Source organism: Photobacterium toruni (genome assembly GCF_024529955.1).
In the GTDB taxonomy this organism is placed as follows: domain Bacteria; phylum Pseudomonadota; class Gammaproteobacteria; order Enterobacterales; family Vibrionaceae; genus Photobacterium; species Photobacterium toruni.
Map to the genome: position 1 here is coordinate 2821157 of NZ_AP024854.1, position 24910 is coordinate 2846066.

Annotated in this window: 20 protein-coding genes, 3 tRNA genes, 3 rRNA genes and 1 riboswitch; of the genes, 2 read left to right on the forward strand and 24 right to left on the reverse strand. The window is 42.8% G+C overall.

Features of this window, described 5'->3' with window-relative positions; all coding sequences use genetic code 11:
* Positions 1 to 10: 10 nt before the first annotated feature.
* The 6 genes from rrf to OC457_RS13275 form a co-directional block, all read right to left on the reverse strand.
* Positions 11 to 126 (reverse strand): 5S ribosomal RNA (gene rrf / locus OC457_RS13250).
* A 137-nt stretch (positions 127 to 263) separates the two neighbouring features.
* Positions 264 to 3157 (reverse strand): 23S ribosomal RNA (locus OC457_RS13255).
* Positions 3158 to 3487: 330 nt separating this feature from the next.
* Positions 3488 to 3563: transfer RNA gene (locus tag OC457_RS13260), tRNA-Val, on the reverse strand.
* A gap of 68 nt (positions 3564 to 3631) precedes the next feature.
* Positions 3632 to 3707: transfer RNA gene (locus OC457_RS13265), tRNA-Lys, on the reverse strand.
* 2 nt (positions 3708 to 3709) lie between these two features.
* Positions 3710 to 3785: transfer RNA gene (locus tag OC457_RS13270), tRNA-Glu, on the reverse strand.
* Positions 3786 to 3886: 101 nt separating this feature from the next.
* Positions 3887 to 5431 (reverse strand): 16S ribosomal RNA (locus OC457_RS13275).
* Together the 16S, 23S and 5S rRNA genes with 3 tRNA genes alongside form the textbook arrangement of a ribosomal RNA operon.
* A gap of 673 nt (positions 5432 to 6104) precedes the next feature.
* Between OC457_RS13275 and OC457_RS13280 the strand changes: the two genes are divergently transcribed.
* Positions 6105 to 6566 carry an RNA recognition motif domain-containing protein gene (locus OC457_RS13280; RefSeq protein WP_080175433.1) on the forward strand — a complete coding sequence of 154 codons (462 nt, stop codon included), beginning with the start codon at positions 6105 to 6107 and terminating at the stop codon, positions 6564 to 6566.
* Here the strand turns inward: OC457_RS13280 and murI are convergent.
* Genes murI through btuB form a run of 3 tightly spaced genes read right to left on the reverse strand, consistent with a single transcriptional unit; the run spans position 6526 to position 9952 of the window.
* Positions 6526 to 7332, reverse strand: a complete 807-nt coding sequence (murI, locus tag OC457_RS13285; RefSeq protein ID WP_080175434.1) for a glutamate racemase — start codon at positions 7330 to 7332, stop codon at positions 6526 to 6528. The genes OC457_RS13280 and murI overlap by 41 nt on opposite strands.
* A 30-nt stretch (positions 7333 to 7362) precedes the next feature.
* Positions 7363 to 8061, reverse strand: a complete 699-nt coding sequence (locus OC457_RS13290) for a Dph6-related ATP pyrophosphatase (protein WP_080175435.1) — start codon at positions 8059 to 8061, stop codon at positions 7363 to 7365.
* A 58-nt stretch (positions 8062 to 8119) separates the two neighbouring features.
* On the reverse strand, positions 8120 to 9952 hold the full coding sequence (btuB, locus tag OC457_RS13295; protein ID WP_080175436.1) for a TonB-dependent vitamin B12 receptor: 1833 nt from the start codon (positions 9950 to 9952) through the stop codon (positions 8120 to 8122).
* Between the two features lie 33 nt (positions 9953 to 9985).
* Positions 9986 to 10222, reverse strand: a riboswitch (cobalamin riboswitch).
* A 147-nt stretch (positions 10223 to 10369) separates the two neighbouring features.
* Here btuB and trmA point away from each other — a divergent pair.
* A complete protein-coding gene (gene trmA / locus OC457_RS13300) occupies positions 10370 to 11476 on the forward strand; it encodes a tRNA (uridine(54)-C5)-methyltransferase TrmA (RefSeq protein ID WP_080175437.1) in 1107 nt (368 codons plus the stop codon).
* A gap of 81 nt (positions 11477 to 11557) precedes the next feature.
* Here trmA and OC457_RS13305 read toward each other — a convergent pair whose 3' ends face one another.
* From OC457_RS13305 to gspD, 15 genes are all read right to left on the reverse strand, one after another.
* Entirely contained in the window at positions 11558 to 11929 is a 372-nt protein-coding gene (locus OC457_RS13305) for a YijD family membrane protein (RefSeq protein WP_080175438.1), read from the reverse strand.
* Between the two features lie 27 nt (positions 11930 to 11956).
* Entirely contained in the window at positions 11957 to 12589 is a 633-nt protein-coding gene (gene fabR, locus OC457_RS13310; RefSeq protein ID WP_080175439.1) for an HTH-type transcriptional repressor FabR, read from the reverse strand.
* Between the two features lie 349 nt (positions 12590 to 12938).
* Complete coding sequence (cysQ, locus tag OC457_RS13315; RefSeq protein ID WP_080175440.1) at positions 12939 to 13772, reverse strand: 3'(2'),5'-bisphosphate nucleotidase CysQ; 834 nt, start codon at positions 13770 to 13772, stop codon at positions 12939 to 12941.
* A 3-nt stretch (positions 13773 to 13775) separates the two neighbouring features.
* Positions 13776 to 14333, reverse strand: a complete 558-nt coding sequence (nudE, locus tag OC457_RS13320; RefSeq protein ID WP_080175441.1) for an ADP compounds hydrolase NudE — start codon at positions 14331 to 14333, stop codon at positions 13776 to 13778.
* Positions 14334 to 14475: 142 nt separating this feature from the next.
* Entirely contained in the window at positions 14476 to 15234 is a 759-nt protein-coding gene (locus tag OC457_RS13325) for a type II secretion system protein N (RefSeq protein ID WP_080175442.1), read from the reverse strand.
* Positions 15235 to 15236: 2 nt separating this feature from the next.
* On the reverse strand, positions 15237 to 15719 hold the full coding sequence (locus OC457_RS13330) for a type II secretion system protein M (RefSeq protein ID WP_080175443.1): 483 nt from the start codon (positions 15717 to 15719) through the stop codon (positions 15237 to 15239).
* Complete coding sequence (gspL, locus tag OC457_RS13335) at positions 15719 to 17038, reverse strand: type II secretion system protein GspL (RefSeq protein WP_235866966.1); 1320 nt, start codon at positions 17036 to 17038, stop codon at positions 15719 to 15721. Before gspL ends, OC457_RS13330 begins: the two co-directional genes overlap by 1 nt.
* The gene (gene gspK, locus OC457_RS13340) at positions 17007 to 18041 is read right to left on the reverse strand and encodes a type II secretion system minor pseudopilin GspK (protein ID WP_080175445.1); all 1035 of its coding nucleotides are present in this window, start codon (positions 18039 to 18041) and stop codon (positions 17007 to 17009) included. Before gspK ends, gspL begins: the two co-directional genes overlap by 32 nt.
* The gene (gspJ, locus tag OC457_RS13345) at positions 18038 to 18685 is read right to left on the reverse strand and encodes a type II secretion system minor pseudopilin GspJ (protein ID WP_080175446.1); all 648 of its coding nucleotides are present in this window, start codon (positions 18683 to 18685) and stop codon (positions 18038 to 18040) included. Before gspJ ends, gspK begins: the two co-directional genes overlap by 4 nt.
* Positions 18672 to 19031 (reverse strand): type II secretion system minor pseudopilin GspI, encoded by a 360-nt coding sequence (gene gspI, locus OC457_RS13350; RefSeq protein WP_080175447.1) that lies wholly within the window; start codon positions 19029 to 19031, stop codon positions 18672 to 18674. Before gspI ends, gspJ begins: the two co-directional genes overlap by 14 nt.
* A gap of 2 nt (positions 19032 to 19033) precedes the next feature.
* Positions 19034 to 19639, reverse strand: a complete 606-nt coding sequence (gene gspH / locus OC457_RS13355; protein WP_080175448.1) for a type II secretion system minor pseudopilin GspH — start codon at positions 19637 to 19639, stop codon at positions 19034 to 19036.
* 11 nt (positions 19640 to 19650) lie between these two features.
* Positions 19651 to 20091 carry a type II secretion system major pseudopilin GspG gene (gene gspG, locus OC457_RS13360; protein ID WP_080175449.1) on the reverse strand — a complete coding sequence of 147 codons (441 nt, stop codon included), beginning with the start codon at positions 20089 to 20091 and terminating at the stop codon, positions 19651 to 19653.
* A 22-nt stretch (positions 20092 to 20113) separates the two neighbouring features.
* Positions 20114 to 21340, reverse strand: coding sequence for a type II secretion system inner membrane protein GspF (gene gspF, locus OC457_RS13365; protein ID WP_080175450.1), 1227 nt, complete (start codon positions 21338 to 21340; stop codon positions 20114 to 20116).
* Positions 21340 to 22842: a type II secretion system ATPase GspE gene (gspE, locus tag OC457_RS13370; RefSeq protein WP_080175451.1), complete on the reverse strand. Its 1503-nt coding sequence runs from the start codon at positions 22840 to 22842 to the stop codon at positions 21340 to 21342. The genes gspF and gspE overlap by 1 nt, the downstream gene beginning before the upstream one ends.
* Positions 22842 to 24866, reverse strand: a complete 2025-nt coding sequence (gene gspD / locus OC457_RS13375) for a type II secretion system secretin GspD (RefSeq protein ID WP_080175452.1) — start codon at positions 24864 to 24866, stop codon at positions 22842 to 22844. The genes gspE and gspD overlap by 1 nt, the downstream gene beginning before the upstream one ends.
* Positions 24867 to 24910 lie beyond the last annotated feature (44 nt).

A 24910-nucleotide genomic window follows, 5' to 3' on the forward strand; every position in this document is an offset into this window, starting at 1 on the left:
ATAATTTGAAGCCTGGCGATGTCCTACTCTCACATGGGGAGACCCCACACTACCATCGGCGCTATTACGTTTCACTACTGAGTTCGGCATGGGATCAGGTGGGTCCATAACGCTATGGTCGCCAAGCAAATTCTGTTTTATTTATTGCCTTATGGCAATAAATAGCAATCTGGGAAAATCTAACTAGTTGTTCTCAACACGCATTCAAGCGTTTGTAGAGTCCGTCTCTTCTCTTTTGAGAAGAAAAACCCCTTGGGTGTTGTATGGTTAAGCCTCACGGGCAATTAGTATCAGTTAGCTCAATGCCTCGCAGCACTTACACACCTGACCTATCAACGTTGTAGTCTTCAACAACCCTTTAGAGACCTTAAAGGTCTAGGGATGACTCATCTTGAGGCTCGCTTCCCGCTTAGATGCTTTCAGCGGTTATCGATTCCGAACTTAGCTACCGGGCAATGCATCTGGCGATACAACCCGAACACCAGCGGTTCGTCCACTCCGGTCCTCTCGTACTAGGAGCAGCCCCTCTCAATCATCCAACGCCCACGGCAGATAGGGACCGAACTGTCTCACGACGTTCTAAACCCAGCTCGCGTACCACTTTAAATGGCGAACAGCCATACCCTTGGGACCGACTTCAGCCCCAGGATGTGATGAGCCGACATCGAGGTGCCAAACACCGCCGTCGATATGAACTCTTGGGCGGTATCAGCCTGTTATCCCCGGAGTACCTTTTATCCGTTGAGCGATGGCCCTTCCATTCAGAACCACCGGATCACTATGACCTGCTTTCGCACCTGCTCGAATTGTCATTCTCGCAGTCAAGCGGGCTTATGCCATTGCACTAACCTCACGATGTCCGACCGTGATTAGCCCACCTTCGTGCTCCTCCGTTACTCTTTGGGAGGAGACCGCCCCAGTCAAACTACCCACCAGGCACTGTCCGTAACCCCGATAAGGGGTCGACGTTAGAACATCAAGCATACAAGGGTGGTATTTCAAGATTGACTCCACAACCACTGGCGCGGTTGCTTCAACGTCTCCCACCTATCCTACACATGTAGGGTCAATGTTCAGTGCCAAGCTATAGTAAAGGTTCACGGGGTCTTTCCGTCTAGCCGCGGGTACACAGCATCTTCACTGCGATTTCAATTTCACTGAGTCTCGGGTGGAGACAGCGTGGCCATCATTACGCCATTCGTGCAGGTCGGAACTTACCCGACAAGGAATTTCGCTACCTTAGGACCGTTATAGTTACGGCCGCCGTTTACCGGGGCTTCGATCAAGAGCTTCGACCGAAGTCTAACCCCATCAATTAACCTTCCGGCACCGGGCAGGCGTCACACCGTATACGTCATCTTTCGATTTTGCACAGTGCTGTGTTTTTAATAAACAGTTGCAGCCACCTGGTATCTGCGACTCCCGGCAGCTTAGAGAGCAAGTCTCATCACCGCTAGGAGCGTACCTTCTCCCGAAGTTACGGTACCATTTTGCCTAGTTCCTTCACCCGAGTTCTCTCAAGCGCCTTGGTATTCTCTACCTGATCACCTGTGTCGGTTTGGGGTACGATTTCTTATAATCTGAAGCTTAGAAGCTTTTCCCGGAAGCATGGCATCAATGACTTCACTACCGTAGTAGCTCGACATCGTATCTCAGCCTTAAGATGGTCCGGATTTGCCTAAACCATCAGCCTACATACTTGGACCTGGACAACCGTCGCCAGGCTCACCTAGCCTTCTCCGTCCCTCCATCGCAATTATAAGAAGTACGGGAATATTAACCCGTTTCCCATCGACTACGCCTTTCGGCCTCGCCTTAGGGGTCGACTTACCCTGCCCCGATTAACGTTGGACAGGAACCCTTGATCTTCCGGCGAGGGAGTTTTTCACTCCCTTTATCGTTACTCATGTCAGCATTCGCACTTCTGATACCTCCAGCACACTTTACAATGCACCTTCAACGGCTTACAGAACGCTCCCCTACCCAATATGAACGAGTTCACATTGCCGCAGCTTCGGTGTATAGCTTAGCCCCGTTAAATCTTCCGCGCAGGCCGACTCGACCAGTGAGCTATTACGCTTTCTTTAAATGATGGCTGCTTCTAAGCCAACATCCTGGCTGTCTGAGCCTTCCCACATCGTTTCCCACTTAGCTATAACTTTGGGACCTTAGCTGGCGGTCTGGGTTGTTTCCCTCTTCACGACGGACGTTAGCACCCGCCGTGTGTCTCCCGGATATTACTTACTGGTATTCGGAGTTTGCAAAGGGTTGGTAAGTCGGGATGACCCCCTAGCCTTAACAGTGCTCTACCCCCAGTAGTATTCGTCCGAGGCGCTACCTAAATAGCTTTCGGGGAGAACCAGCTATCTCCGAGTTTGATTGGCCTTTCACCCCTAGCCACAAGTCATCCGCTAATTTTTCAACATTAGTCGGTTCGGTCCTCCAGTAAGTGTTACCTCACCTTCAACCTGCCCATGGCTAGATCACTCGGTTTCGGGTCTAATCCTAGCAACTAATTCGCCCAGTTAAGACTCGGTTTCCCTACGGCTCCCCTAAACGGTTAACCTTGCTACTAAAATTAAGTCGCTGACCCATTATACAAAAGGTACGCAGTCACCCAACAAGTGGGCTCCTACTGCTTGTACGTACACGGTTTCAGGTTCTATTTCACTCCCCTCACAGGGGTTCTTTTCGCCTTTCCCTCACGGTACTGGTTCACTATCGGTCAGTCAGGAGTATTTAGCCTTGGAGGATGGTCCCCCCATGTTCAAACAGGATATCACGTGTCCCGTCCTACTCGATTTCACTAATAAAGCGTTGTTGGTTACGGGGCTATCACCCTGTATCGCGGTACTTTCCAGAACCTTCACCTAACGCTGAACTAACTTAAGGGCTAATCCGGTTTCGCTCGCCGCTACTACCGGAATCTCGGTTGATTTCTCTTCCTCGGGGTACTTAGATGTTTCAGTTCCCCCGGTTCGCTTCATTAACCTATGTATTCAGTTAATGATACTAGCTTATGCTAGTGGGTTTCCCCATTCGGAAATCCCAGACTCAAGTGGCTTTTACTGCCTAATCTGGGCTTATCGCAAGTTAATACGTCCTTCATCGCCTCTGACTGCCAAGGCATCCACCGTGTACGCTTAGTCACTTAACCATACAACCCCAAGAGGTCTTGTATGTTCAAACAACCAAGGTTTGTGTTTAATAATCCGATCAAGAAAATATTAAACATTGGTTTTTCGCCGGACTCGATACAAGACACTTGAATGTGTGTTGTTTTGAGAACTCGTTTTTATTCGAAAATAAAAACATTTTTTAAAATTAATCTTTCGATTAAATTTACTAGTCAGCTTTCCAGATTGTTAAAGAGCATGCAATTATCTAACGATAACCACTTTCTAATGATTTTCAGTGACAACAATGCGGACTTAACAAAGGTATTCTTCATTAAATCTGCGATTCCGTGCAGAAAATTCTTAGAGAGTGGTGGGCGATACCGGGCTCGAACCAGTGACCCCCTCCTTGTAAGGGAGGTGCTCTCCCAACTGAGCTAATCGCCCACGATAGTTGCTATTTGTTTTCACTTTAAAAAGTAAATTCAAACTAGCTTTCCTTCGTGGAAAGGAAATGGTGGGTCGTGCAGGATTCGAACCTGCGACCAATTGATTAAAAGTCAACTGCTCTACCAACTGAGCTAACGACCCATTGGCGTCCCGTAGGGGAGTCGAACCCCTGTTACCGCCGTGAAAGGGCGGTGTCCTAGGCCTCTAGACGAACGGGACAATGTTCATACTTATTGTTGTTGGGCAACAATAAGTGGCTCTCTTACATTTTAACCAAGCAATCTGTGTGGACACTGCATAAAACAGTATAAGTCTTTAGGTAAGGAGGTGATCCAGCCCCAGGTTCCCCTAGGGCTACCTTGTTACGACTTCACCCCAGTCATGAACCACACCGTGGTAAACGCCCTCCCGAAGGTTAAGCTATCTACTTCTGGTGCAGCCCACTCCCATGGTGTGACGGGCGGTGTGTACAAGGCCCGGGAACGTATTCACCGTGACATTCTGATTCACGATTACTAGCGATTCCGACTTCATGGAGTCGAGTTGCAGACTCCAATCCGGACTACGACGTACTTTGTGGGATTCGCTCACTATCGCTAGTTTGCAGCCCTCTGTATACGCCATTGTAGCACGTGTGTAGCCCTACTCGTAAGGGCCATGATGACTTGACGTCGTCCCCACCTTCCTCCGGTTTATCACCGGCAGTCTCCCTGGAGTTCCCACCATTACGTGCTGGCAAACAAGGATAAGGGTTGCGCTCGTTGCGGGACTTAACCCAACATTTCACAACACGAGCTGACGACAGCCATGCAGCACCTGTCTCAGAGTTCCCGAAGGCACTAAGCTATCTCTAGCGAATTCTCTGGATGTCAAGAGTAGGTAAGGTTCTTCGCGTTGCATCGAATTAAACCACATGCTCCACCGCTTGTGCGGGCCCCCGTCAATTCATTTGAGTTTTAATCTTGCGACCGTACTCCCCAGGCGGTCTACTTAACGCGTTAGCTCCGAAAGCCACGGCTCAAGGCCACAACCTTCAAGTAGACATCGTTTACGGCGTGGACTACCAGGGTATCTAATCCTGTTTGCTCCCCACGCTTTCGCATCTGAGCGTCAGTCTTTGTCCAGGGGGCCGCCTTCGCCACCGGTATTCCTTCAGATCTCTACGCATTTCACCGCTACACCTGAAATTCTACCCCCCTCTACAAGACTCTAGTCTGCCAGTTCAAAATGCTGTTCCGAGGTTGAGCCCCGGGCTTTCACATCTTGCTTAACAGACCGCCTGCATGCGCTTTACGCCCAGTAATTCCGATTAACGCTCGCACCCTCCGTATTACCGCGGCTGCTGGCACGGAGTTAGCCGGTGCTTCTTCTGTTGCTAACGTCAAACAGCTAAGCTATTAACTTAACTGCCTTCCTCACAACTGAAAGTACTTTACAACCCGAAGGCCTTCTTCATACACGCGGCATGGCTGCATCAGGGTTTCCCCCATTGTGCAATATTCCCCACTGCTGCCTCCCGTAGGAGTCTGGACCGTGTCTCAGTTCCAGTGTGGCTGATCATCCTCTCAGACCAGCTAGGGATCGTCGCCTTGGTGAGCCATTACCCCACCAACTAGCTAATCCCACCTGGGCTAATCCTGACGCGAGAGGCCCGAAGGTCCCCCTCTTTGCTCCGAAGAGATTATGCGGTATTAGCTATCGTTTCCAATAGTTATCCCCCACATCAGGGTATATTCCCAGGCATTACTCACCCGTCCGCCGCTCGTCAGCATTGATAGCAAGCTATCAATCTGTTACCGCTCGACTTGCATGTGTTAGGCCTGCCGCCAGCGTTCAATCTGAGCCATGATCAAACTCTTCAATTAAAGTTTTGTTGTCTCTTTCGAGACGGCTCAATAAATACTGACTTTAAATACCGTAGTAAATTAAAGCTTTTTATCATTCAAAGAATGATAATTAAATAACTGTGCCAAAATAATCTTCTCTATAAATAGATTGGGCTATTTTGTATTGGTCACTCAGTTTATTGATAAATCTTTCGACTTAACTCTTCAGTGAGTGCCCACACAGATTGCATGGTCAAATTGTTAAAGAACGTTGGCTCTCAATACATTCGCTTTTACACTTCAGTATTTAAAGTCAAAAAGAGATTTTACTATCTAAAACATCTTGTTGACTTTCTTCTTGCTAAAAAACAGCTAAAAGAAAAATATTTTATCTAAAATAATCACTCTGATTATTTATTGAAAGCTAATTATCAAAAGCTTGAACTCGATCTGTTGTTTAACCGTATTCCCTTTCGATGGAGCCGCATTATAGAGACTTTGATCACTCTGACAAGTCTTTTTGAAAAAAAATAATGTAATTGCTGATTATTTCATCTAATGTGAACAATGTGTCTGTAATAAGCTCATGCGAGTATATTTATACTCAATTATTATTCATTCCAGACCATTAAAAATTGGCATCATTATAGACTTGATGTTAAAACACCCATTAACGCATTCTTCTCCTTCCCTTTTGAGATGTACTTTAAATATGAAATCAAATAATCAAACCACAATAACCGTGATCGCTATCGCTATCATTGGCGCCTTAATCTTTAGTATGTTCAGTAGTACTCCACCAGCCATTAGTTTTGCGCTTGGCGCGATGCTGACCGGATTGGCATTACGATTTATGCAAGAAAATAAAAATCCTATCATTGATGAACTAGATCCTTCTCAAAGTAGCAAAACCCTTTATGTTGGCAACCTTCCTTATCGTGCTAATGAGAGTGACGTAAAAAACCTTTTTGCAGAACATGGTGATGTTTTTGCTGTACGCCTAATGAAAGATAAGCGCACAGGTAAACGTAGAGGCTTTGGTTTTGTCGTTATGAATAGTCAAGATGCAGAACATGCAATTGATCAACTTAACAACCAAGAATATGGTCAACGTACCCTAAAAGTGCGTGAAGCTAATGAGCCGAAAAATGCGGATAGTTTAGATCTTGAATAATATCTAGCTGCATTTTATTTAAGCTTTTATTCAGCGCCGCAGCATCTGATGTTGCGGCGCTGCTGTATGTGACATTCTTTATCACATTCGATGTTGTTATAACGTCAGTCGACAACTCTAATAATAATGCTACCCGCTTAGCGATAGCTTTACCTGAATCTATAATATTCACCTGCTGTTTTAGTGCTAATAGAATTTCCTGTTTTATAAGTGGAAAATGCGTACAGCCTAGAACGATACTATCGACGATACCTTGCCATGGCATTAAAATCTCGGCTAATTCTTCTATATCAACAGGCTTACCACGTAGTTTCTGCTCTGCCATTTCGACTAATCGAGTCGAACCAATCATCTTAACCTCACACCCATTAGCAAATTGCTGTACTAATTGATGGGTATAAGCTCGATTTACCGTTGCTGGTGTGGCAAGTAATCCAATTGATTTAGTTTGACTAACCAAAGCAGCGGGTTTGATTGCAGGAACAACTCCAACCACAGGTATTGTTAGCTGCTGTCGCAATGAGGGTAATACGATAGTACTGGCGGTATTACATGCTATAACGACTAAATCAGCCTGATATTGATTAGCTAATAATGTCACAATATGATTCGTACGCTTTATTAATGTCGTATCGTCTAATTCACCATAAGGAAAAGCCGCATTATCGAAAGCATAGATATACTGTACTTGAGGTAGTAAAGCATGGATCTCCTGATAAACAGATAAACCACCTACGCCTGAATCAAAAATAACAACTTTTTTCACTACCACTTACCTTATTACGATATCAAGTTGTCATGATACTGCGATATCAACGTTCGGCAAAGTGTCTGTCTCGATAACCATATAACGTTGATAACAAAATCGCGCCTCTGTTTCGCAAGTTAACCACTTTACATTTAGTGACTGTTTATAAAAAGGCGCATCAATGACCAATGAATGAAACTCACCATTCTCACCGCACAGATCAATTGTTGTCGGTAACTCATTTAATAACTGATGATCAAACCAACGCCCACAAAATTGACTATCTAATTGGGTACTGTCAATGGTGACTAATTTAGTTTTAATCCCAGACTCAATAATTTCATTGGCTAATTGGGTGCTAGGTTGACCTAATAAAGGAAAAACACATTCCCATCCTGCGGGCTCAATATACTGTCGACGATAATCTACAATACCATTACAAAATAAATCACCAAAAGCGATGCTATCAAACTGCAAGCCACAATTTGTTAACCCCTCAATAATCGTCTGCTGATAAATATCATTGGAGGGAAATATTTCAGGTAATGCAATCAGCACTAACGGTAAACCGATTAACTGCGCTTGTTTTTTTACAATATCAATTGGCGTTGCTTGAAAAGGAACATCGTCATTTACATGAGTCGTGAACAGCCCAACAACCTCATAATCAGGATCGTTAAACAATCGCCATAAGGTTAATGCTGAATCTTTGCCTGATGACCAACTGATTATTACTTTTTTTTTCATATTCATCACCATCAAAAAGGCCGCACGATGGCGGCCTTGATCTATAAAAAATCACCCATTAGAACTGATAATTAATGCTGGTGTAATAAGTTCGGCCAGGCATGACATAACCGCCAGCCGTTTCATAATCTTCATTTAGAAGGTTAGCGACTCGTCCTTTTAAAGCAAGCTTGGGTTGCAGCCAGTATGTGAGTGCAATATCCCATGTATCGTAAGCTGGTAATTCAGTATCTGAAATATCTGGACGTTTACCGTGATACTGATAAGTTACAGCAGTATCGAGATCGCCATAGCTCGCAGTACCCACCCATTTAAATGAGAATTTTTCACGACGTATAAGTTGTTGGCCTTCACTGTCACGAGGATCTTTAAAATCAAAGTTTAGCTGGTGAGTAATAATACCAGTATCAAAGTCAGCTTCGACTTCTACACCTTTAATTTTACTTTCCCCTTTAACGTTGTCATACGATGGGGTACCACTCACATACTCAATTAAATCATCAATACGCATTTGATAAGCGGTAACAGCAACACTCGCGATATCATAATCAGCATGGAGAGAAACATCGATATTTTTTGATGTTTCAGGATTTAAATTAGAGTTACCCGTTGACCAAGCACTTTTAACGTAAAGTTGATAAAGATTAGGGGCTTTAAATGCTGTGCCGTACGAACCTCGAAGCTGAATATTGTCATTTAAATACCATCCCCCCGCAATATTGTATGTTGAATGGGTACCATATTGCTGATTATCATCCAGACGAACACTGGTTTCGATACTAACTGGAGAGTAATCCCATAAGCCAATCGCATAATAACCAGTATTATCCCGTTCTTTATTACCCGCAAAACCAGTTAAATCATTCCATTGTTCTTGACGCCAATCAATACCACCACTTACTGACAATGTTGATAGTAAGTGATATTGGTTATGCCATTGAACATTACGTTGGTGATATTGATCCTGACGATTCACTGCATTAGTTTTATCGATCAGATCAAGATTGTCTTGTTTTTGGTAATCAAGAATCAATGATGACTTATAGCTATCCTGTGCATATTTTAATCCCGCAGAATAATCATTAAATTCAGTTTCTGATCTCACATATTGATGACCAGAATACACACTTGAGCCATCATATTGAGAATGATTTTTATACCAACGGGTAGCAACAAAACCTGAAATTTCATCACTAAATTGATGATGCAATGCTAACGATGCATTACGGCTATCAAAGCCATGTTTATCGCCATCATTCAATCCCGGCTGTGGATGAACATTATAGCCTTTGTCATTTTCATAACCAGCAGCGACTTGTAATACGCTATTATCACCGATTTTATAGGAACCAGAAACATTTGCTTCTTGATAATTATGGCTACCAATACCTAAATCTAATTTCGTTTTTGATGGCGTATCTGTACCTGTTAGAGTAATGATATTAATCACACCACCAATCGCTTCTGAACCATAAATTGCAGCCCTTGCACCGCGCGTAAATTCAATCCGCTGAACTTGAGTTAATGGAATTTGATTAAAATCTACGTTACCCGCCACTGAGCGAGCCATACGAATACCATCAACCAAGACCAAAACTTGATCCGAGTTTGCACCGCGTACAAAAATACTTGAACTTTGCCCACGCCCACCATTTTGAGTGATCTGTACCCCAGGTAATAAACTCAACACTTCTGTTAACGTTTTCGCCTGAACGTTATCGATATCTTGACGAGTGACAACATTAAAAGGTGCTAGTACTGAAGTTACTGGTTGTTCAAAGCGGTTAGCCGTTACTACCATCACATCATCAGATGTAGTGTCTGCTGCAAATGAAGCAAAAGAAGGGAGACACAACGACGCTACCGTCGCTGCTAAAAGGGATTTTTTCATTATATTTTCCTAAGTCGCGTTTATATCAAAGCAATATTGCTTGTCTTGCTGGTTGGTATTCGGACTTAAGAGCATGACCATACGGTCGCCTAGGCAACAACTTCCCATTGCCGCTATACTAAAATAATACTGTGATTATTTGTAGTTCACATCAACAGTGTTTGGATTATATCCTTGTGCTTTCGTTCTCTATTACCGCTGCGCGTCAGTTACGGATTCACACCGTATTCCCGAGCCATCCAAGGCTTAACCAGCACAGCGCGAATGCTAGTGTTGTATTGCTTTTATGTCTAGTTTTGTTTGGTATTAGTTATGAAATTTTGGAGACATAAATATTTTAATTTGGATCAACACTGGACATCAGTGTGCAATACAATAAAATCTGCGGTCTTATTTTGAGCAGTCGAGGCACACACTATGACATCCACCGTCCTTAATACCGCTGATTACCAGCCGCAGTTGGATGAAAAAGCAGCGCGTATTCAAGAGCTACTTAGCGATTTTGAAACGCCTGAATTGGAGGTGTTTGCCTCTCCTGCAGAGCATTACCGTATGCGTGCAGAGTTTCGTGTTTGGCACGAAGGCGAAGAGCTGTATTACATCATGTTTAATCAACACACCCGTGAGAAATACCGTGTTGATCAATTCCCAGCAGCAAGTCGTCTAATTAACGATTTAATGCCAATGCTGCTTGAGGCTATCAAGCCAATAAAAACCCTTCGCCATAAACTATTTCAAGTGGATTTTTTATCGACTCTAAGTGGTGAGATTCTAGTTTCTATGCTTTACCACCGTCAATTAGATGATGAGTGGACAGAAGCGGCTAAAAAACTAAAACAACGCTTAAACGATGAAGGATTTAAGTTAAATCTGATTGGTCGTGCGCGTAAAATGAAAATTGTTCTAGACCAAGATTATGTTATTGAACAATTGAAGGTTCACGATAAAACGCTAACTTATAAACAAGTTGAAAATAGTTTTACCCAGCCTAATGGTGAAGTCGCACAGAAAATGCTGGAGTGGGCAGTTGATTGTACTCAAGACAGTGCGGGTGATTTACTGGAACTGTATTGTGGTAATGGTAATTTCTCATTAGCACTTGCGCCAAACTTTGAGCAAGTGCTAGCCACAGAGTTGGCAAAACCTTCGGTTGATTCAGCGCAATACAATATTGCAGTAAACAATATTGAAAATGTACAAATTATTCGTATGTCTGCAGAAGATTTTACCGATGCAATGGCGGGTAAACGTGAATTCCGTCGTCTAAAAGATCAGAATGTTGATTTGCAAAGTTATAACTGCAACACCATTTTTGTCGATCCACCACGCTCAGGTATGGATGAGGGTACCTGCCGCATGGTACAAGGCTACGACAATATCATGTACATCTCATGCAACCCTGAGACATTACGTGATAATCTAGCGATTCTAACTGAAACTCACAATATCACTCGATTTGCATTATTTGACCAGTTCCCTTACACCCACCACATGGAAGCTGGTGTGTTACTTGAACGCAAATAAGCTTTAAGTCTAATAATTTGAATATAAAAAAGGCGCTATTCTAAGCGCCTTTTTCTTGTCTCTACTCACAGCAAATATAACTTATGCTGCTTTTTTATCTTTCTTATCCATTACACCCATTTTGTATGACACCCAAAATAACAGTGCCAATACAATCATCAGTGGAATGAAATTTGATCCCATTGCTGGGTATTCAGCACGAAGTAATGCTGCATAGCCAAATATACCAACAAAGAAGCATGCACTCGCAACCGCAGGAACACCTTCTGCCATAGGTTTACGCATGTATTCTTGGTATAAACAGTACACTGCCATAACAAATGCCAAGACAGGGAAAATAGAGAATGTTAGATAACTTGAAAACAATACCGCCAAAGTACCGTAACCACAGACTCCTGCGATTATAGATAAAACTAATGTTTTGCGCTCTGCTTTAAGCTGTTGCTTTTCCATATATTTTTCACCAAAATCAAAATAAGATTATAGTTTCTGCCTGAGCTCTCGACGCTCACGCTCTTTACGGTACCAATAGGCACCTTTTGCAATCATTCTAAGTTGCATAATCAGTCTTTCTGCATGCTCAGTGCGAGCATGACAATCAAGATCTAGCGCTTCAGCGCCTGAGCTAAAGACTAATGTCACTGACGCTTCAGCTTGCGTATAAGCCTCTTCATGGGTTACCCCTGTTTTAGCTTCAAGATACTCTGCTAGTTCAGCCACAAAATGTTGTATCTCTCGCACAACGGCAGCACGAAAAGCTGTTGATGTACCAGAACGCTCACGAAGCAGCAAGCGGAATACGTTAGGACTACCTTCAATAAATTCCATAAAAGTCTCTACTGAAATACGAATTACACTGCCTTCAGTAGCAATACGCTGTCGAGCCTGACGCATTAATTGACGAAGGATTAAACCGCCCTCATCGACCATGGTTAACCCTAATTCATCCATATCTTTAAAGTGACGATAGAATGATGTCGGAGCAATACCTGCTTCACGCGCAACTTCACGTAGACTTAAATTGGAAAAACTTCGCTCGGCACTTAATTGGCTAAAAGCGGCATCAATTAATGAACGCCGAGTTTTTTCTTTTTGCTGAGCCCTAATTCCCATGAACTATCTGCTTCTCTGTGATTTTATTACAATGATACTCTGTTTACACAGTAACATCCGCGTCATTGCAACGACGCTATACTCTCATATAGTAAAGGTAGAGGGCGAGCGACGCAAAGCCAGATTGAGATCATTGTACATTTTTTACCATAAAAACTGGCGCTGCTTTTATGACCAATAATCTTTGCTACTGTTTAATTAATAACAAGAACATCGAATTTCACTTAACGCTATCGCGACTCATCATCTCTTGCTTCTCTATCGACACTTACCGATATAAATTTTAAATAAAAGATCATGATCAAAAACGGAGCTGATCAAGCTCCGTTTTATATGATTTATTTATACGTTACTTTGCGGTCATTAAGCGATCATCCGCCGTTAAAATTGATGTCCACGGTAACTGTTCATTACCCACTACAATAAAATTGGGATTTTCTAACGTTTGTCGCTGGTTGTACGATAATGGGGTTATATGAGTATTAAAAATACGCCCGCCCGCTTCTTCAACAATACATTGAGTAGCAGCTGTATCCCACTCCCCCGTTGGCCCTAATCGTAAGTAACAATCAGCACCACCTTCTGCAACCAAGCACGCTTTAAGCGATGCCGAGCCCAATTCAATTAAATCATAGTGATATTGATCATCAAACCGCGCTTTTGTCGTATTAATGTCCTGCCGACGACTAATCGCTATTGTTAACGCGCGTAATGGCAATGGATGTTTAGCCGTTGAGATCGTACTTATTTGACCCTCTGCGGTAATTTTATGTGCGCCTTGGCCTTTGGCTGCGTAATACGTCACACCAGAGACCGGAGCATATACCACTCCCATAACCGGCTTATTATTATCAATTAACGCAATAATTGTCGCAAAATCACCACTACCTGCAATAAATTCTTGAGTGCCATCTAAGGGATCGATCAACCAGTAACGCGGCCATTGGCTGCGCTCTGCTAATGATATTGCGGTGTCTTCCTCTGATAATACGGGAATATCAGGCGTTAATTGTGATAACCGTTCAATGACTAATTTATTGGCCGCTAAATCAGCACTGGTGACTGGGGTATTATCTGATTTAGTGTGTTGTTCAAATTGACCTTGTTGATAGATATCCAATATCAATCGACCAGAGGCTTGAGCAATATCGATAACATCGGGGATAAGGTGATGTAGTGTCATAGATTATTCCTCACTAGCTAAATATTTCAGCGCTAAGAATAGTGCGCTGATACTACGTGCTTCGGCAAAATCTAGATGATTGAGTAACTCTTCAGCTTGAGCTAACGGCCACCGTACAATCTCTAATGGTTCAGGCTCATCACCTTCTAACCACTCTGGATATAAATCTTGTCCCACAAACAGTGTCATTCGGCTCGAAAAATACGATGGTGCTAAAATGACCTCTTTTAATGGCTGTAATCGCTTCGCCCCAAAACCTATCTCTTCTTTTAATTCACGATTTGCCGCTTCTACTGCACTTTCACCAGCATCAATTAATCCTTTCGGAAAGCCTAATTCATAACGCTCAGTTCCAGCAGAATATTCACGAATCAATAATAAATCACCATCCGCTGTGACAGGAACAATTAATACCGCATGACGCCCACTTGGCTGCATACGTTCATAAGTACGTTCGACGCCATTAGAAAAACGTAGATCCAATGATTCAATTTTAAATAGTCGTGATTGTGCAACAACCTCGGCTGCTAAGATTTGGGGTTTATCTTTGCTGATCGCCATGCTTAGATCCTGTTTAATGAAAAGCATTACCAGAATAAGAAAAGCTTACACTAATTAAAAGTAAATAATTATCAGAAATAAATAAGCAGCCGTAATCGACTGCCTATTATTAATACATTTCAGGTTAAAACAACCGCAAAGACTACAAGCGTCCAGAATAATTCAGCGAATACTGTCCCTTAGTATTAGGATCACCTAACCATGTTAATTGTGCCGCTAATTTAGCAGGGAACGTTGCTCCCGGCTTAAACCAACCATAAACTTTATATTGACGATTAGTGGCTAAATTAGCATTCCAATTGCTACTTACATCCGTCGAGGTTTGCTTGACTTTAGCGACAATCGCACCCTTTTCACAACTAAGATCAGCAAAAACAGGTCCCGGTTTAATCGTTCCCATCGGTGTTTCTGCTGCACCTTGTACCCAAGCTAATGTCGCATCAAGGGTTTTACAATAAGGGGCTGCATAATGATAATTTCTAACCGTTAGTTCTAAATTACCATCGATAGAGACTGGAACAGGAAGCTGAGCTTGTGATACGGCTTGCGCGGCAGGCATCGATAACAAAAGTTTTTCCGCAAATGGACCAGACATGCTGTAACCCACGAGTCCTTGGCCTTGTAACTGCCATTCACTGCCTTTGCCAAAACGAACATTAAACGCCAATTCGCCTTGTAATAATCGCCCTAATTGCATGTTCCACTGCAACCGTCCAAAAGGTTGATTTTGCCAACGTACATTGGCTGCCGATCCTTGCCATGGCGTACCTGATATTCCTTCTAAAGCGAGACCTTGTATTTTAGGTGCATACTGCCATAACCAACTGGCGGGAATATGAGTGACTAAACTTGCTATAAATACCGCCCCGAAACTGGCACCAACCGCTAATTTAAATTTCACGCTTATCCTCGTCCTAACTGCAAACGGTTAACTTCAACCATACCGTTTTTATCGGTTTTTGAGAGATCAATAAACTGTGGGTTAATACCAAAACTCTGCTGCAAATACACTAACCAATTAACAAGCGTATCAAACGGTAGTGGTTGCACCCACACTTGTAGCGCATCATTACGTGGCTGCATTCGAATCAGATCAATTTTAAATCGAGTTGTGGTCTCATTAATAACTTGGTTAAGCCCCTCATCACTAACATTTACTGTTCCACCTGCACGTTTAAGTGCCGTAATTTGATTAGCTTTGTGTTCAACCCAAGTTAATAATTGTCGCTGCTGATTAATTTTATTCTGAGCATTAACTGCACGTTGATTTAATGGTTGCCATATTCCCCAATAAAGAATTGCAATCACTAACGCACTGCCAGCCCCAAGCAATAAATGCTGCTCTCTTTGACTGAGGGCTTTCCACCATGACTTTATTTCTGCCATTAGGCTTTTCTCCTCAACACCACAGCACCACTGACTAAATTATCTTCTTTCGTTAACTGACCTTGATCAACCACAAACTGGGTCGCTAATGCACTGCGTAATTGTTCAAAATCTTGAAATCCAGCAGCTGTTGCTTGCAGCCGTAATTCACCTCGAGTTTGATCATATTTAAGGTTAACAATTTTGATTGTTGGCACTTTCATTAATGCGGGTCTTAATTCGCTTAGCCACATTAACATGCCATTTTGCTCACCTTGACCACCTAAACTCTTTAATGCTGCGTTCATTTGGTTTTTCAAATAACTCTGTGATGGAATACGTTTAAACTGCGGCAGAACTTGACGAAAAATACGTTCACTTTCAGCTCGATACGCATTTGCTTGTTGCTCTAAACGCTGCGTAGTTAGCACTTGCTCACCAATAAGTGCAATGACAACGACTGCTGCTGTAATTGCCACTTTACGCCATGGCTGTAAATGCTTACGCCATGCTGCTTGGGGTTTATAAGGTCCGGATAATAAAGTCGCTTTTGATTCTGCAGCCCCCATTGCTAACAACTGCATTACCAATTCAGGTGCTTGTGGCTGCCAATGCCCCGCTATATTTGCTGGTGCTGGCGTATAGTTATGAATTGTAACTTGCGCTAAACTTTCAGTAGCAGCAACAATCGACTCGACCTCTTCAGCTAACCGTTCAGCTTCAACTTCTGATGTTGTATCGTGACTGTCATCGGCGGCGGTATCAGCTGATGTTTCAATAATTATTGGTGCTTTTTGAGCTGTTATCCATGCCCCTAACCAACTTAAATCAGCACAAACACCCATCGCTTCTGATTGTCGAATTAGCCACTGCCCATCAATTTCAGCTGCGCTATACCCCTCGTTAAATAAGGGCAAACATAAACAGTCTGGAATTAATTTTTTAAGCTCAATACCACACTCTCTAAATGCGGCTAACCACGTCACTACTTTTTGATGTTCAATAATTGCTACCGTTGCAATATCGTTATCACGTTTCAGTAATTGCACATGTAAACTATCAACATCTTGCGCTAACTCTTCTTCCAGTAAATACGGTAAGACCGCCGCTAATTGACGACTACTACCAGTAGGGATCGTTACTTGTGTTAATAGCATCTCACTGGTGGGGACCAAACCATAAACAGGACGTGTTAGAGCATATTCTGTTAATTCATTTAACTGGTTTATATTCGCCAATTGACCAGATGCAATCACTTCATTTTGCAGTGGCGACCAGACCAGCCATTGCAGCGGCGTCTCGAGCCGGCTACTTAGTCTTATCGTCAGAAATTCGCTCACGGATTCCTCCATATTGGCGACGAACTACCGTCACCTTGTTCTTATCATCACGTTTAAATAATGCCACGGTTCGCACTCGGGCACGGTCTACTTTTATTTCAGCATCTAACGAAAAATAATGACTAGTAACCGTTAAATATTTCTCCATTTCGGTAGCTGTTTGATCGTTATCTGAGGCAGGACTTTCCGGTGGCGGCAATGGCACAAGCTTCATAAAATCAGCAACACTGTCCCACACGGTATGGTTCTTATCACGTTCACGAATAATTTTTTGTGCATCTTCTAATGATAATGCTGGTGCAAATAATGCCGATAACAACACCGCTTGTTTCTCAGTAATCGTATTAACATTGAGTAGCATATTATCGGTTGGTAATGCACAAATTAAACCTTTAAGCTGTCGATATATTTTATTCGAGACGCCATTAATCGCTCTAAATTCACTGCCATCAGCCAGCCAATCATTGGCGGTAACATAAGGCGGTTGAAAGCTTTCATAGGTACTATCCTCTGCACCGTAAGCTGACTCCACAGTAGTAGTATCATCAATAAATTCCCAGCTTGAATCTGCAATGACTTCAGCTTCATAATCATCAACACCAGACTCAGTAAGAATATTTTGCAAATAGGTCACTAAAAAAGGCGGCTTGCTACTACTCGAATTCGCTTTAATATTTTTAAAAGCATTAAGATTAAAACAGGTCTGTTTATCGGTTAAATTGCCACTAATTACGGCGCCATCATCTAATGGGTAATGTTGCTCACCCACCGCCCAAGCTTGAGTTAAATTAACTGTTTTACTGTCTTTAAGACTTTGCTTAATGGCCTGCACAGCAAGTGATTCAACGCCCAAGCTGTACCAATAACTTTGTTGATGCTCAACTTGATTTTGAACACGATGAAAATTGAGTTGTAACCGTTCCGTCATCTGTACAGCTAATAAGCTCATTAAAGCAACGAGCAATAACACTACGATTAACGCAACTCCACGTTGCTTTATCATCCCTTAGCCTCCTGATCATTCACTGTCAGTGCTGAGGTAGGTAATAAATAAATTCGCTCAATATTGCCCAGTTTTTTCAAGGTCATAATAACTTTGATTCCCGCAGGCAAACTATTCGCTTGATTCCATTTATTATGCCATTGCTTATCATAATAAAATTCAAATTTTAAATCGGTAACGCCAGTTAATAACACTCTTACTAACGGTTTAGCGCCCACCACAGTATCGGGATAACGAAACCAAATTCGCTCTAAATTATCATTAATAATACGGTAACCAACTCGAGTAATATCGCCTCGAGGAAACATCGATTGCGGATTTTGCCAACCACCACGAACAAAGGTGATCCCTTCGCTGCTTGAATCCAATAAGTACTCACTTGCTTGTAATATTTTATCGGTAGGCTTTTCCGCATCAATTCTAAATTTACGCGCTACAATCTGCCGAAAGTCGTTATCCATCATGATCATGGTACGTTGAATCGCTTGCAAACGTTGACTGTGATCTTTTGATTGCGCATCACTGCGCATGACATTACTCAGCACTTGATTGGCAGATAAACTCAACATCGCAAATACTGCAATCGCCACCAGTACTTCCAACAATGTAAAACCTTGTTGGCGACGATAATTAATTGCTGACATAGGTCTTTACCGTAATAACTGAATGTTTTCGTTGTGAATCGGTAGCCACCGAGACTTCAATTTGACGCAATAGTTTTTGTTGAGTTTTACTGCTGGTGATCGTCCAATACCATTCTCGATCAGCTAACGTCGATTTTCCGCGCTTAACTGAGCTTGGGTACTCGCCGCTCAAATGCAGTTGCGCTAATTCATTATCAGCGACCATTGATGCCAATGTTTTTTGCTCTAAGTAACCTAAATTATTAAGATTTTGGCTAATGGCACGCATAACACTTAATGCTGCAACGGCAAAAATAGCTAAAGCAACCAGCACTTCTAGTAATGTAAATCCTTGCGAGCGTCTCATTGCTATTGCTCCTGCGCTAATAATGCTTGCGCAGAAAGGTGTTGCTCTATCGTTTGTCCAGGGGCTAATAACACTAAATTACCCACCTCATCAGCAACGACTTGCCAATCTTGATGTTGGTTATTTATTTCAAAACTGACCGTAAATGGAGTGTAATCACCACTCGCCATGACGACGATTTGCGGCGGTAATTGTTGCTGCTCTTGATCAGACTTTTTAAATATGTCGTCATTTTTAAATATTGAATCAGATTTAAAAAGTCGGTCTTTATCTTTCCATGTATCACCTAATGTAACCGTTGCTGTGATACCAGCATCCAATTTTACATTGGTAAAAAATTTTGCCTCTTCTAACGGTTTCCAGCCATCTTGAGTAAGGATTAAAAAATAATATTGATGAGGCTCGATACGAATACCGTAATCAACCCCGTTTAACATTGCATCCTCACCCAAAAGTTGGGCTAAATGATGAAAACGCACTGCCTGTTCTTTAACCTCATCACGTTTATTATTGGGTAACGTCGATACCACAGCGACCGCACTGGTTGCCAGTAACACTAACACCAACATAATTTCAATTAGGGTAAAACCTGCATTACGCTTCATCATTATTCTTAACTTTATTTGTTGTAGTTCAACATATTCCAGTTGCCGATATCAGTATTAATACCATCACCGCCTTCTTGACCATCAGCACCTAAACTGAAGATATCAACTGCACCATGCTCACCTGGTGATACATATTGGTAATCGTAACCCCATGGATCTTGTGGTAAACGTTTAATGTAGCCACCCTCACGGTAATTACGTGGTTCAGGTGAAGATGATGGTTTGGTTACCAATGCCTCTAAACCTTGGTCAGTGGTTGGGAAGACACTATTATCGAGCTTGTACATTTCTAATGACTGCTCAAGCGAACTAATATCAGTTACTGCTTTTTGTTGGTCGGCTTTTTCTTTGTTACCTAATAGATTTGGCACCACTAAACTTGCCAACACTCCAAGAATTACAATTACCACCATGACTTCTAACAGCGTAAAACCACGTTGTTTTTGTTGCATTATTTGTCCTCCAAAAGAAAAGTTACATTCCAACCATATTGTTTAATTCAATAATCGGCATCAAGGTTGCGATCACGATAAACATCACCACTCCTGCCATTGCAACAATCAATAACGGCTCAAACACACCTAGCGCCATATTAACTAATGATTCAAAATCACGATCTTGATTATCTGCTGCACGAGTAAGCATTTGTTCCAACTCACCACTACGCTCACCACTGGCGATCATATGTAACATCATCGGTGGAAACAGCGCAGTTTTTTCCAAAGAAATACGTAAACTTGCGCCCTCACGCACTCTATCTGCAGCTTCTAGGATCTTCTTATTAACATAGGTGTTAGTCATCACATCAGACGCGACTTTCATGCCGTCTAATAATGGAATTGCACTTGATGTACAAATTGATAATGTTCGCGCAAACCGAGAGGTATTTAACCCTCGAGCTACCTTGCCAATAACTGGAAGCCGTAAAATAGCCCGATCCCATTTCATTCGAAAGGCCGGTTTTTTTAACGCGGTTTTAATCAAAGTAATCATCGCAACAATCACTATCACCACCAGCAATCCCCAATGTTGCACGAAATTACTGGCAGCTAATAACACTTCTGTAATTGCAGGTAAGCCTTGGTTCATTTGGACAAATTGATCGACAATTTTAGGCACCACAGTTGCTAACAAAAATGCCACCACCGATACTGCCACCAAGGTCAGCATTAATGGATAAATCATCGCTTGTTGTAGTTTACTGCGCATTTGTTGCCGATTTTCGCTGTAATCAGCTAGGCGATTTAAAATGGTATCCAAATGCCCTGATTTCTCACCCGCTGCCACCATTGCACGAAACAATTGATCAAACACATGTGGATATTCCGCCATACTGTCAGCCAAGGTATAACCTTCAACCACCCGTGAGCGCACTGCGAGTAAAATATTTTTCAAACGCGGCTTTTCATTTTGTTCAGCAACGGCTTTGATACACTCTTCTAGTGGCATCGAGGCTTGTACTAAGGTTGCCAATTGACGCGTAATCAACGCCAACTCATTAGTACTAATGCCACGTCGAAAAGTTAGCTTACTTGGTGCTGTTGCTGTTTTTTTACCTTGACCTGAAGTTTGATTAACTTCGATCGGCACTAACCCTTTTTCGCGTAGCTGCTGTCGAACTTGACGCGAAGTATCACCTTCTAGCACACCTTTTTTATGGCGGCCTTTGGCATCTAATGCTTTATATTCAAATGCTGCCATTAACTTTCCTTCGTCACGCGCATCACTTCTTCAAGTGTGGTGATCCCTTGGCGCACTTTATCTAAACCGTCATCACGAATACTTGGCGTCGTCTGACGAACATACTTTTCAATCGCTTGTTCACCCGCTTCAGCATGAATTAACTCTTGTACGCGTTCATCTATTTGTAAAAGCTCGTGAATACCGGTACGACCGCGATAACCTTTAAAATTACATTTGTCACAACCACAAGGACGGTACAACGTCAGGCTATCTGTTGCCGTTAATCTAAACAGTTTCTTCTGCTCGGTATCAGCATCATAAGGTTGGCGGCACTCAGCACATAATGTACGTACTAAACGCTGCGCTAATACGCCAAGTAAAGAGGATGACACCAAGAAAGGTTCAATGCCCATATCGCGTAAACGGGTGATTGCACCAACGGCAGTATTGGTATGCAGGGTTGATAACACCATATGACCTGTTAGTGATGCTTGAACGGCAATCGCTGCAGTTTCTAAATCACGGATCTCACCAATCATGACCACATCAGGATCTTGACGAAGGATCGCTCGCAGACCACGAGCAAACGTCATATCAACTTTACTGTTTACTTGTGTTTGACCAATACCATCGATATCAAATTCGATCGGATCTTCAACGGTTAGAATATTGCGCTCAGCACTGTTTAACTCTTGCAAGCCTGCATACAACGTGGTCGATTTACCCGACCCCGTAGGACCGGTAACCAAAATAATCCCATGGGGACGATCAATAAGCTTTCTAAACGCTTCATGGTTCGTTGCTGTCATACCAAGACTGTGTAAATCAAGCCGAGTAGCATTTTTATCTAATAGACGCAGAACTACTCGTTCGCCATGGGATGATGGCATCGTTGAAACTCGCACATCCACCGCACGACCGCCGATACGCAATGAAATACGCCCATCTTGTGGAATGCGTTTTTCTGCGATATCTAATTTCGCCATGACTTTGATACGCGACACTAACAACGGCGCTAACTTACGGCTTGGTTGGAGCACTTCACGTAACATGCCATCGACGCGAAAACGAATCGACAGTACTTTTTCAAAGGTTTCGATATGAATATCAGACGCCCCTTCTTTGATAGCCTCTGCTAACATCGCATTAATCAACTTAATGATTGGCGCATCATCTTCTGACTCTAGCAAATCTTCTGTTTCAGGAAGATCTTCCGCTAACGAGAAAAAGTCATCACTGTCAGAGCCTAAATCTTCCATTAGCTGACGTGCTTCTGACGAATCACGTTGATAGGCATCAGTAAGCTTCTGCTCAAACTGCGACTCTGATAACGCAATCGGATAAAACCCCTCACCAACAACCCGTCGTACTTCTGCTAAAACAATTGCCGATAATTGACCGCAATAATATAACTGCCATCCTTGTTGATTGGCTTCAATCACAACATGATGGCGCTTAGCAAAAGAAAACGGCAATCGAAATAACACTGCCGTTTCTAACGCCAAAGACTCATCTGCCATTAGTGTTTCTCCAGTTGCGATACAAATGCACGGACTTCTGCTGGCAGTGCCATGTCATCACCATATTTTGGAATAATAGGCATTTCAGCATCCATTAATCGCATACCTTTATCGGCTTGGTATAACTGTTGCGCGCGAATGTAGTTATATTTACGCTGCGTCATGCCATCGGCACTCATGCCATCACGTAAAATCGTTGGGCGAATGAAAATCATCAAATTGGTTTTTTCAGTTTGATTATTGGTCGAACGGAATAACGCGCCTAACACTGGAATATCTCCTAAAATCGGCACTTTTTGCTCCGACTCAAGGGTCTTCTCTTGCATCAAACCACCAAGAGCGATCATATTGCCATCTTTCACTAACACTGATGTGGTTAGCTCACGCTTATCAAAACGAATATCAACCGCACCATTAGCATCGGCAACTTGCGATACTACTTGCTCGATCTTCATCTGTACTGAGTCACCTTCGTTGATTTGCGGCGTTACTTTAAGCTTAATACCGACATCTTTACGTTCAACAGTGGTAAACGGATTATCATTATTTGAACCCGTTTGTGAGCCAGTAGTAACGGGCACTTCTTGACCAACCGATAAGTTTGCTTCTTGATTATCAAGCACCGTAATATTTGGCGTAGAAAGCACATTAACATTACGGTTTGATTGCACGGCAGTAACCAACGCGGTCCAGTCACCTAATGCAATCGCCGCAGCCGCACCTTTAACGCCACCTAAGAAGGCTGCCATTGGGGCTAAGTCGCCACTTTCAGTGGTGACGATAGGAGGTAACTGCTCACCTGTATTTGGATCCGTTCGATTTTGGGTTGTGACTTTATCTTTGCCTTGCTCTTGCGCTGACAATAAACCACCGATGGGTGCACCACTGTTTCCAAACTGAATCACACCACCATCTTCAGAGCCCCACTGAACACCAAAATCGACACCATCACCTTCTTGTACTTCAACAATCATCGCCTCAATGTGGACTTGAGCGCGACGAATATCGAGTTGAGAAATGATCGCTTCTAAGCGCTTCATCACATCAGCTGGTGCTGAAATAATGAGTGCATTCGTCGGTGCATGGGCTGAGATCATAACATCGTCTTTATTTGTGCTCTGACCCTGACCTGAATTACCTTTGGTCGTGGCTTGAACATTTTCAGACACCCCTTTTAGAACATCGACGAGATCTTCAGCTTTAGCGTATTTAAGATAAAACACACGGCTATTACCACTGACTGCCATCTCTTTGTCTAAGCGATGGATCAGCTTCTTTAACCGCTCGCGCACTTTCGGATCACCTGAAATCAATACTGAGTTGGTACGCTCATCGGCAACCGCTTTAGGGATCAAAAAGCTTGGAGTTGATTTTGCTTCAGCACTTTTATTAAGTGAGTCAATAATCCGTACCATTTCTGACGCAGAGGCATTATTAAGTGATACAACCGTTACATCTTTATTACCTGCACGATCCACACGTTCAATAATTTCAGCTAAGCGATTTACCACCGCGGCACGACCGGTGATCATAATGATATTAGCTGGATCATAATGGACCACGTTACCCGCGCCCGCATTATCATTTAGCTGACGTAATAACGGAGATAATTCACGTACCGAGACATTTTTAACCGCAATCACACGGGTAACAACCGCGTCACCGGGAATATTTTTATCATTAGCGCCAACCACGGGAATAGCGGCAGTTTTGGCATCTTTGTCACGAATGACTTTCATCACGCCATCTTCCATGGTCACCACCGCATAACCATAAACATCAAGCACATTAAGGAAGAAGCGATAATACTGCTCTTCATTCAATAAATCATAGCTACGCACATTCACTTGCCCACGCACTGCGGGATCGATAATGATTGTTTTATGCAAAGTGCGACCAACAATATTGATAAACTCTTGAATATCTGTGCCTTTAAAATTAGCACTTAATTCATCGGCAATGGCTTGACTACAAAACAAGCCACTCGCTAACAATAGGGCACTTTTACCCATCCATTTTTTCACAAAAAACTCCTGCGTAATCGCATATTCATTTCAAGCTAAGCACT

Excerpts from the sequence above, each read along its gene's own strand:
- OC457_RS13280 (WP_080175433.1), top strand. The coding sequence starts at position 6,105 with ATGAAATCAAATAATCAAACCACAATAACCGTGATCGCTATCGCTATC.
- OC457_RS13290 (WP_080175435.1), bottom strand. The coding sequence starts at position 8,061 with ATGAAAAAAAAAGTAATAATCAGTTGGTCATCAGGCAAAGATTCAGCA.
- btuB (WP_080175436.1), bottom strand. The coding sequence starts at position 9,952 with ATGAAAAAATCCCTTTTAGCAGCGACGGTAGCGTCGTTGTGTCTCCCT.
- trmA (WP_080175437.1), top strand. The coding sequence starts at position 10,370 with ATGACATCCACCGTCCTTAATACCGCTGATTACCAGCCGCAGTTGGAT.
- OC457_RS13305 (WP_080175438.1), bottom strand. The coding sequence starts at position 11,929 with ATGGAAAAGCAACAGCTTAAAGCAGAGCGCAAAACATTAGTTTTATCT.
- fabR (WP_080175439.1), bottom strand. The coding sequence starts at position 12,589 with ATGGGAATTAGGGCTCAGCAAAAAGAAAAAACTCGGCGTTCATTAATT.
- cysQ (WP_080175440.1), bottom strand. The coding sequence starts at position 13,772 with ATGACACTACATCACCTTATCCCCGATGTTATCGATATTGCTCAAGCC.
- nudE (WP_080175441.1), bottom strand. The coding sequence starts at position 14,333 with ATGGCGATCAGCAAAGATAAACCCCAAATCTTAGCAGCCGAGGTTGTT.
- OC457_RS13330 (WP_080175443.1), bottom strand. The coding sequence starts at position 15,719 with ATGGCAGAAATAAAGTCATGGTGGAAAGCCCTCAGTCAAAGAGAGCAG.
- gspK (WP_080175445.1), bottom strand. The coding sequence starts at position 18,041 with ATGATAAAGCAACGTGGAGTTGCGTTAATCGTAGTGTTATTGCTCGTT.
- gspJ (WP_080175446.1), bottom strand. The coding sequence starts at position 18,685 with ATGTCAGCAATTAATTATCGTCGCCAACAAGGTTTTACATTGTTGGAA.
- gspI (WP_080175447.1), bottom strand. The coding sequence starts at position 19,031 with ATGAGACGCTCGCAAGGATTTACATTACTAGAAGTGCTGGTTGCTTTA.
- gspH (WP_080175448.1), bottom strand. The coding sequence starts at position 19,639 with ATGATGAAGCGTAATGCAGGTTTTACCCTAATTGAAATTATGTTGGTG.
- gspG (WP_080175449.1), bottom strand. The coding sequence starts at position 20,091 with ATGCAACAAAAACAACGTGGTTTTACGCTGTTAGAAGTCATGGTGGTA.
- gspF (WP_080175450.1), bottom strand. The coding sequence starts at position 21,340 with ATGGCAGCATTTGAATATAAAGCATTAGATGCCAAAGGCCGCCATAAA.
- gspE (WP_080175451.1), bottom strand. The coding sequence starts at position 22,842 with ATGGCAGATGAGTCTTTGGCGTTAGAAACGGCAGTGTTATTTCGATTG.